Below are 8,288 nucleotides of genomic sequence, written 5' to 3'. Positions count from 1 at the left end.
CGGTTATTTCTCTCCACAAATAAAAAAACCAGGTCTATGGCCTGATTTCTGCATTTCGCTCCCTCAACTACTTATCCCTGCCATCTTATCCCGTCAATCACTGACAAATAATCCTGGCAGGGACACCAGGCCCTGTGCTGTGATGACATGTGCTGAGAGTGGTGCCATTAACTGAAGTTGCTAACAGTTTTTCCCATTATGTGTACAGTTTTGTGGATAAGCTGTCTAATGCCTCGATTTCTCGCCGCTGATCACCTGCAGACGGGATTCAAGCTCGTAGATCTGTCGGTTCTTTTGAAGGAGGTGATGGGCGTACTGCTGGTTAGCCCGCATCAACCGACGATTCTCGCGTGCAAGGCGTTCCAGGAAAGTGGCTTTTTCCTGCTCCTGCCGCTCCAAGAGCAACATAAGCACCCTCCTGCTCAACCGCAACTGAAGCAGTTTATCCTCGAGTTCACGCACCCGCTGCTCCAGCCGGCCAACATCATACGGCATCGGCAAACCCCCACCAATAAGGTGTTTACCCATAGTCTATGTAGTTTGGGTTGGTGATAGACTCAAAGACGCCTGCGCTTCAGTTCCTCCACCACCTTCAGCCCCACCAGCACCTCACCCAGACGCCCATGGTTGTCGCCGCCATGAAAGTCGGATCCCCCGGTCGACACCAGCCGGAGCGCGGCGGCCACGTCCAGGTAGCGGCGCACCTGCTCGGCAGTGTGTTCAGGATGATAAACCTCCAGACCCTGCAGGCCTGCGGCGGCCAACTCGGCGATGATGCCGTCGGCCCGCGCGGTGCCGGGATGCGCCAAGACGGGCACCCCTTTTGCGAGGCGGACCAGCGCCACGGCCTCCAATGGGGAAACCGGTTCCCGGGGGACATAGCCGGGACAGTCCCGCCCGATCCAACGGCTGAAAGCTTGGGCGCGGTTCTGGACCACCCCCGCGCGAACCAGGGCATCGGCGATATGCGGTCGCCCGAGGCTGGCCTTACCCGCCAGCTCCAGCACGTCGTCCAAACTGACCTTCAAGCCCAATGACCGGAGGCGGCCGACCATCCGGGCCGCCCTCTCGCTCCGCTTATCGGCCAGTTGCCTGATCCGGGCCAAGAAGCCGCTGTGCGTCGTGTTGACGTAGTACCCCAGAATGTGTACGTCCCGCCCATGGTGACTGGCACTGATCTCAATCCCGGGGATGACCACGGGCCCGCCTCGGGCGGCGGCCTCCTGAACAGCCGGCGCCACGCCGCTCACCGTATCATGGTCGGTGATCGCAATCGCCCCGAGACCCAGAGTGCGGGCCAGGCATACCACCCGGACCGGGGACAGGGTGCCGTCGGAGGCGGTGGTGTGCACGTGCAGGTCCGCAGGCATACTCTCACCCTCCTCAAACGCCGGTTCCTAACATACTATTCTCCAAAAAACTACACCTTGACCCCTCCCCCAATAAGGAGACGGCCAAGGTGTCGGCTTAACCTAAGGTTATTCTTCTAGCGCGGTTCCACAATCAGCTTGATCGCCGTTCTTTCTTCACCGTCGATCATGATGTCGGTGAACGCCGGGATGCAGATAAGGTCCATTCCACTGGGCGCTACAAACCCTCTAGCGATCGCTATGGCTTTCACTGCCTGGTTGATAGCCCCGGCTCCAATCGCCTGGAGTTCGGCGGTGCCGCGCTCACGCAAGACCCCGGCCAGGGCACCGGCTACGGAATTTGGGTTGGACTTTGCTGAAACCTTTAATACTTCCATTCTAGTAACCTCCTTAAAGGCTTCGGAAATCGCTGCCAAGACATTCTATGGGTATTCGCCAATATTTTGAGAATTCCTTTAACACAACTGGAAAAATTTCTATGATGCTGGCTCATACCTTTGAATGCGCGAGATATCAAGCGCCTTTCCCGAATCCTGGTCCACGGTTACCAGAACGGCGTTCAACTGATAAGGTCCGCCGGCCACCTGGAACTGCCTCGGCATCTGGGTCAGAAACTTCTCCAGCACTGTTTCGGCCTTGACCCCGATGATCGAGTCCCGGGGGCCGGTCATGCCGACATCGGAGATGTAGGCGGTACCCCGGGGCAAGATGCGCTCATCGGCAGTTTGCACGTGGGTGTGAGTGCCGCATACGGCGCTTACTTTTCCGTCGAGGTACCAGCCCATGGCGATTTTTTCGGAAGTGGCCTCGGCGTGAAAATCCACCAGCACCACCGGCGTGTACTTTCTGATGTCGTCCAGGATACGGCTTACCGTGCGGAACGGGCATTCCAAATTAGCCAGGTAAACCCGTCCCGAGAGGTTGACGACGGCGACCGGCTGGTTTTCACGGGTGCGATAGACCGCATATCCCACCCCCGGAGTGCCGGGAGGGTAATTGGCCGGGCGGATGAGCCGGGCCTCGTGCTCGATGAAGCCCAGAATCTCTTTCTTGTCCCAGACGTGGTTACCCATGGTGAGCACGTCGATCCCACAGGAGAAGAGTTCATCCGCTGTTTCCCGAGTGATTCCGTTGCCTCCCGCCACATTCTCTCCGTTCGCGATCACCAGGTCTGCGCCGAACTCCCGGACCAGGCGCTCCACCTCCATCCGGCAAGCCCTGCGTCCGGGTCGGCCCACGACGTCGCCGATCATCAGAAGCCGCACGGCATTCCCCTACTCCCGGCCTATCTATTTGGCATACTCGACCACCCGGGTCTCACGGATAATGACGACTTTGATCTGGCCCGGATATTCAAGTTCGTTTTCGACCTTACGCGCGATATCACGGACAAGACGGACCGCACCCAAGTCGTCCACTTTGTCCGGCTTGACCATGATCCGGATCTCACGGCCGGCCTGGATCGCAAAAGCCTTCTCGACTCCGGAGAAGGAGTTCGCTATTTCCTCGAGCTTGGTCAGTCGCTTGACATAGGCCTCCAACGTTTCGCGCCGTGCTCCCGGACGGGCGGCCGAGATGGCGTCGGCGGCCTGAACCAACACCGCCTCCACGGTCTCCGGCTCTTCATCCCCGTGATGCGCAGCGATGGCGTGCAGGACTTCGGGGCTTTCACCGAACTTCTTGGCCAGGTCGACGCCGATGGTCACGTGCGGACCCTCCACTTCGTGGTCCACGGCCTTGCCGATGTCGTGCAGGAGTCCGGCCCGCCGGGCCAGCTTTTCGTCGGCCCTTAGTTCGGCGGCCATCAAACCGGCCAGATAGGCGACCTCCACCGAGTGCTTCAGGACGTTCTGGCCGTAGCTCGTCCGGTACTTCAACCGGCCCATCAGTTTGATCAGGTCGGGGTGCAGCCCGTGCACGTTGGCGTCGAAAGCGGCCTGCTCGCCGGTCTCGCGGATTTGGACCTCCATGTCCTTGCGGGCTTTTTCCACCATCTCTTCGATTCTGGCGGGGTGAATCCGGCCGTCCGAAATCAACTTCTCCAGAGCCATGCGCGCGGTTTCCCGGCGGATCGGGTCGAACCCCGACACGATCACGGCCTCCGGCGTGTCGTCAATAATCAGGTCCACTCCGGTCAGGGTCTCAAAGGCCCGGATATTGCGCCCCTCACGCCCGATGATCCGCCCCTTCATTTCCTCGTTGGGGAGCGGGATCACCGCCACCGTCGATTCGGCGACGTGGTCGGCCGCGCACCGTTGAATGGCCAGCGAAACAATGTTACGCGCCCGGCGGTCCGCCTCCTCCTTGGCCCGCCCTTCGATCTCCTTGACCAGCAACGCCGCCTCCTGCTGGATCTCCTTTTCGACGTCCTGGAGCAGAATCTGCCTGGCCTCCTCGGTGGAAAGCCCCGAGATGCGTTCCAGTTCTTGCAGTTCTTTCTGCTGCAACGCCTTCAGTTCGTCGTGCATTCTGCTCAGTCCGGCCTCTCTCTTGGCCAGGTTTTCCTCCTTCTTTTCCAGCCCATCCATTTTGCGGTCCATGCTCTCTTCCTTCTGAACCAAACGCCGTTCCTGACGCTGCAGCTCGCTGCGCCGCTCCCGGCTCTCCCGCTCCACCTCGTTCCGGAGTTTCAAGATATCCTCCTTGGCCTCAACAAGAGCTTCCCGCTTCTTGGATTCGGCCTCTTTGGCCGCTTCGTCCAGCACCAGCCTGGCCCGCTCCTCCGCGGACGAGATCTTCATCTCACCCAGCAGCTTGCGCAAAAAATACCCGCCGATAAATGCCACGAGTGCCGCGGCAATGGCGATTATGATTGCTGTGTTTTCCGGCAAAAAGTTCACCTCCTTAAAATTTAATTGGATATTGAAAATAGAAAAACCGAGGATACCCCGGCAGAAAAAGAACGGCACCTGCTCCACGGAATCACCGAAAAGCGCCCCTGAGCAGGTGACCCGCGAGCCGTATTCGGTTATTTATCCTAAAAACCGATAAGGTATATGCCAGTTCTATTTTCTCCCAAACATAATTCTAATGGCTTATCCACCGTCTTGTCAAGGAAATCTGCGGTCAAGCCCCGTGCACTACCAATAGCTCCGGCAATTGATCCAATATTTAGATTTGCTGGCAATAGTATTCTTCCCGGCCGCGGGACCGCCTAACCCCTTCACCGGTGCAAAACCTCCGTGAAGGGGGGTTTCCGGCTTAGAAGACCTGGACCACCCGTTTGACCTCGGGAACCGCTTCCTTGAGCGACCGCTCAATCCCCTGCCTGAGGGTGATGGTGGACATGGGTCAGCCGCGGCAGGCCCCGGTAAGCCGCACGTGGACGACACCGTCCTTGACCTCGACCAGTTCCACGTCTCCTCCGTCCCGCTGCAAAAAGGGACGAACCCTGTTCAGCACTTCCTCGACCTTTTCCCTCACATCCGGACCTCCCCGCGCATACATTTTGTTATGCTCATAGTTTACCTTGTCAAGAAGGATTATGCAAAAGGCTAACCGCCTCCGGCGCAAAACCAACTCCGAAGTTTTCTTTGCGAACAATCGGGCTTTCTCCCTGGGACTGCGCACGCCCCCGGCGGCAGAAATTGGGTTAAAGGACTGACACACGATCTTAAGTGGTCGGGCCACAGCAGGGATTCCGAGTCCTGCTGGGGGTCGTCTTTTCTTGCCCGCTCCGTGCCGGGTGTGGTATAATTCATTTGCATTAAGCCGAAGTGGCGGAACTGGCAGACGCACCGGACTCAAAATCCGGCGGGCTCAACACCCGTGTGGGTTCGACTCCCACCTTCGGCACCAGGAAGATCAAGGCCTCCCGGGATTCGGGAGGCTTTAGTGTTTGGTGCCTGTGCTCTCTTGTTTCTGCCTGGCCCCAAGGCCGCTCGGCCGCGGGCTTGTTTCTTGTTACGCCCGGACGATCTGCCGGCCGTCCCAGTTGTACCTTCGGATCAGCCCGGCGGGCCCCGTCACTTCCACGGCACCGCTCTCCACCCGGAACCCGGCGTTGGCGGGCGCCTGTTCCCAGTCCAGCAGCACCGTTGGGCGTTCGTCCTCCCAACCCAGAACGAAGAACCAGTTCGGTTGACCGGTCCCGTTGTCCGACCCGATTACCACCTGCACCCGGTCATCGCTCGTAATCCGGCCCGTGGCCGACACCCGCAACGGCAGATTGACTCCTTCGCGGCGCCATACCACCCGCCAGCCGCCGACGCAGGTGAAGTCGATCACCACCACCCCGCTCGTCCGGGGATCGGTCCGGAAAATGATCACCCGCTCGGACACCCTCCGGCCGCTTAATCTGATTTCCTGAGTCTCGACCACCGTGGCTCCGGCCGGAAGGAACTGTTCGATTCTAGGTGCGATCACCAGGCAGTCCTGGGCGTCCCGCACCGGGAGCACAATGATTTCGCCCACCTTTAGGCGGTGGGGCCGGCGCCTGATGTGCGCGTTGACTTTCAACACATCGTCCATCTTGATGGAGAACCCCTTGCAGATCTTGAACAGGGTGTCACCCGGTTTTATCTTGTGATGATGCACGGCCAATCGCCCTTCTTTCGGAAAGGTATAGCGCATCATATGCCCCAACCGCCCCAAGTGACATTGGGCCGTAGGCTCGCGATGTCCAGGCGCCGCCGATGGCCGCGCATCGCTTCGTGGATTGCCGCTGGGGCTCTCAAGGGGCAGGGTGTGAGCCGTCTGGGGGTGTGGATGGCCGCGCGTCGCCTTAAGGTGTGCTCCGCTGACCGGTGCTTGGAGTGCCGGGCCGGACTTGCAGATCCGGTCACAAATGTGTCAGAATTAGGATAAATCAAAAAGGAGGCCGGGATCAATGCACAGTCTTCCTTCTCTGCCATACGCCTACGACGCCCTGGAACCCCACCTGGACGAGCAGACCGTACGGCTGCACCACGATGCCCACCACAAGGCCTACGTGGACGGCTTGAACAACGCCGAGGCCAAGCTGGCCCAAACCCGCGACCGGGGCGACTACGCGCTGGTGAAGCACTGGGAGCGGGAGCTGGCCTTCCACGGCGCCGGTCACCAACTGCACACCCTGTTCTGGGAAAACATGCGCCCGGACGGAGGCGGGCCTCCCGACGGCGCCGTTGCGGCCCGGATTGAGGCGGACTTCGGGAGCTTTGCGATCTTCAAAAAGTACTTCTCGACCGCCGCCACGGTGGTCGAGGGGTCCGGATGGGCGCTGCTTTGCTGGAACCGGGAGTTCGGACGCCTGGAGGTGCTTACCGTGGAAAAGCACCAGAATCTGGCGCTTTGGGACAGTGTACCGCTTTTGGCCTGTGACGTCTGGGAGCACGCCTATTACCTGAAATACCAAAACAAACGCGCTGCCTGGGTTGAAGCCTGGTGGAACCTGGTGAACTGGGACGACGTAAACCGCCGGTTGCAGGCCGCCAGGGGCTAAAAAGGGCCGCAACCCCGCGCTTTCCATGCCGACAGGCCTTCCGGTGCCGCCGGAAGGCCTCCTTATCGCTACCGCCTGCTCCCGTGGACGAAGTAGGGCATCAGTTCGTAACCCGCGGGGAAATAGAGGCCGCTTTGCGCCGCCGAAACCTCGTCAAAACCGCAGTCCGACCGCGGCCCGCCGCCGTCTCCCTCCCTGAGGACGGCGAACGGCACCGGATCGTCCGAATGGGTCCTGGTGCGGACCGGCGTGGGGTGGTCCGGAAGCACCATTATCCGGAAGGGACCGATGTCTTTCACGCCGCGCAGGACCTCCCCGAGCACCTGCCGGTCGATTTCCTCGATCGCTCTGATCTTGGTCTCCAAGTCCCCCTGGTGCGCGGCCTCGTCCGGAGCTTCCACGTGGATCAGGGCAAAGTCGGCCCCGGAACCAAGCGCCTGCAGGGCCGCGGCCGCCTTCCCGCGGAAGTTGGTGTGAATCGTACCGGTCGCACCTTCCACCTCAATGCTCTCCAGGCCGGCGCAAAGCCCGATGCCCTTGATCAGGTCCACGGCTGAAATAACGACTCCACCCAGCCCGAACAGGTCGCGGAACAGAGGAAGAGCCGGCCGCCGGCCTTGCCCCCAGAACCAGATGGAGTTCGCGGGACGCTTGTTTCGCTGTCGGCGTTCCCGGTTCACGGGGTGTCCGGCAAGCAGTTCGGCGCTTTGGGCCATGAGCGATTTCAACACCCCGTCACCAATCCCGGCCGGCAGATGCGGGCGCACCTCCATTCCGGGAATGTCGTGCGGCGGAGTCAGCACGGTCTCCGCCGCCCCCCCCCTCCACACCAGCAGGTGCCGGTAGCTGATGCCGGGGTGAAAGCGGAGCGTAGCGGAGCCAAGCTCTCTGTCCAAAAAGACAATCAGTTCGCGGGCCTCGGCCGTACTGATTTCACCGGCGCTGTAGTCGACCATTTCCCGCTCTGCGTAGGGTTGGGCGTCGGTAAGGGTGACCAGGTTGCAGCGAAAGGCGACGTCCTCTTCCTTCAGGGCGATGCCCATGCTCACCGCCTCCAGCGGCGCCCTCCCGGTATAGTACTTCTGCGGGTCGTAGCCCATCACCGAAAGGTTGGCCACGTCGCTGCCCGGAGGAAACCCGGCCGGTACCGTCCGCACCCGCCCGATCTCCCCCCGGGCCGCCACAAGGTCCATGTGTGGCGTCCGGGCATACTGCAGCGGCGTCAGCCCGTCCAGTTCCGGCCGGGGCTCGTCCGCCATTCCATCTCCCACCAACACGATGAATTTCAAGACGACTCACGCTCCTTCCCGTAACTGGGTGACTGTTCGGCGCGCAAAAGCCCGCCTCCTGCATTCGCCTGGAAAACCACCCCCGCTGAGCAGGGAAAAACGCCCGCTTGTCAAATCATTTCCCGCAAACTATGCTGTGTTCGCCAAACCAAGCGAAAAGGTGCCTCCGGGCATGCGTACAGGGCCTATCAAGCCGGCATCTGCATA

9 protein-coding genes and 1 tRNA gene are annotated in these 8,288 nt (G+C 60.5%); 2 read left to right on the top strand and 8 right to left on the bottom strand.

Annotation, left to right across the window (positions count from 1 at the left end):
* Positions 1-225 precede the first annotated feature (225 nt).
* The 6 genes from AB1402_01430 to AB1402_01405 all read right to left on the bottom strand — a co-directional run bounded on the left by AB1402_01430 (position 226) and on the right by AB1402_01405 (position 4,793).
* Positions 226-495, bottom strand: a complete 270-nt coding sequence (locus tag AB1402_01430; GenBank protein ID MEW6540261.1) for a translation initiation factor 2 — start codon at positions 493-495, stop codon at positions 226-228.
* Positions 496-557: 62 nt separating this feature from the next.
* Entirely contained in the window at positions 558-1,370 is an 813-nt protein-coding gene (locus AB1402_01425; protein ID MEW6540260.1) for a PHP domain-containing protein, read from the bottom strand.
* A gap of 116 nt (positions 1,371-1,486) precedes the next feature.
* On the bottom strand, positions 1,487-1,747 hold the full coding sequence (locus tag AB1402_01420) for a stage V sporulation protein S (GenBank protein MEW6540259.1): 261 nt from the start codon (positions 1,745-1,747) through the stop codon (positions 1,487-1,489).
* A gap of 99 nt (positions 1,748-1,846) precedes the next feature.
* Positions 1,847-2,635, bottom strand: a complete 789-nt coding sequence (locus tag AB1402_01415) for a TIGR00282 family metallophosphoesterase (protein MEW6540258.1) — start codon at positions 2,633-2,635, stop codon at positions 1,847-1,849.
* A 24-nt stretch (positions 2,636-2,659) separates the two neighbouring features.
* Positions 2,660-4,201: a ribonuclease Y gene (gene rny / locus AB1402_01410; GenBank protein ID MEW6540257.1), complete on the bottom strand. Its 1,542-nt coding sequence runs from the start codon at positions 4,199-4,201 to the stop codon at positions 2,660-2,662.
* 370 nt (positions 4,202-4,571) lie between these two features.
* The gene (locus tag AB1402_01405) at positions 4,572-4,793 is read right to left on the bottom strand and encodes a NifU family protein (GenBank protein ID MEW6540256.1); all 222 of its coding nucleotides are present in this window, start codon (positions 4,791-4,793) and stop codon (positions 4,572-4,574) included.
* A 287-nt stretch (positions 4,794-5,080) separates the two neighbouring features.
* Here AB1402_01405 and AB1402_01400 point away from each other — a divergent pair.
* Positions 5,081-5,168, top strand: a tRNA-Leu gene (locus AB1402_01400).
* Between the two features lie 105 nt (positions 5,169-5,273).
* Here the strand turns inward: AB1402_01400 and AB1402_01395 are convergent.
* Positions 5,274-5,945 carry a LysM peptidoglycan-binding domain-containing protein gene (locus AB1402_01395; GenBank protein ID MEW6540255.1) on the bottom strand — a complete coding sequence of 224 codons (672 nt, stop codon included), beginning with the start codon at positions 5,943-5,945 and terminating at the stop codon, positions 5,274-5,276.
* Between the two features lie 253 nt (positions 5,946-6,198).
* Here AB1402_01395 and AB1402_01390 point away from each other — a divergent pair, with 253 nt between their 5' ends.
* Entirely contained in the window at positions 6,199-6,792 is a 594-nt protein-coding gene (locus AB1402_01390) for a superoxide dismutase (protein ID MEW6540254.1), read from the top strand.
* Between the two features lie 68 nt (positions 6,793-6,860).
* Here the strand turns inward: AB1402_01390 and AB1402_01385 are convergent, their stop codons facing one another.
* Entirely contained in the window at positions 6,861-8,081 is a 1,221-nt protein-coding gene (locus AB1402_01385) for a cofactor-independent phosphoglycerate mutase (protein MEW6540253.1), read from the bottom strand.
* Between the last annotated feature and the right edge of the window lie 207 nt (positions 8,082-8,288).

This window comes from Bacillota bacterium (assembly GCA_040757205.1).
In the GTDB taxonomy this organism is placed as follows: domain Bacteria; phylum Bacillota; class Desulfotomaculia; order Desulfotomaculales; family Desulforudaceae; genus Desulforudis.
The sequence above is the reverse complement of the archived record's forward strand: the minus strand, read 5'-3'. Positions and strand labels throughout refer to the sequence as shown.

Excerpts from the sequence above, each read along its gene's own strand:
- AB1402_01430 (MEW6540261.1), bottom strand. The coding sequence starts at position 495 with ATGCCGTATGATGTTGGCCGGCTGGAGCAGCGGGTGCGTGAACTCGAG.
- AB1402_01425 (MEW6540260.1), bottom strand. The coding sequence starts at position 1,370 with ATGCCTGCGGACCTGCACGTGCACACCACCGCCTCCGACGGCACCCTG.
- AB1402_01420 (MEW6540259.1), bottom strand. The coding sequence starts at position 1,747 with ATGGAAGTATTAAAGGTTTCAGCAAAGTCCAACCCAAATTCCGTAGCC.
- AB1402_01395 (MEW6540255.1), bottom strand. The coding sequence starts at position 5,945 with ATGATGCGCTATACCTTTCCGAAAGAAGGGCGATTGGCCGTGCATCAT.
- AB1402_01390 (MEW6540254.1), top strand. The coding sequence starts at position 6,199 with ATGCACAGTCTTCCTTCTCTGCCATACGCCTACGACGCCCTGGAACCC.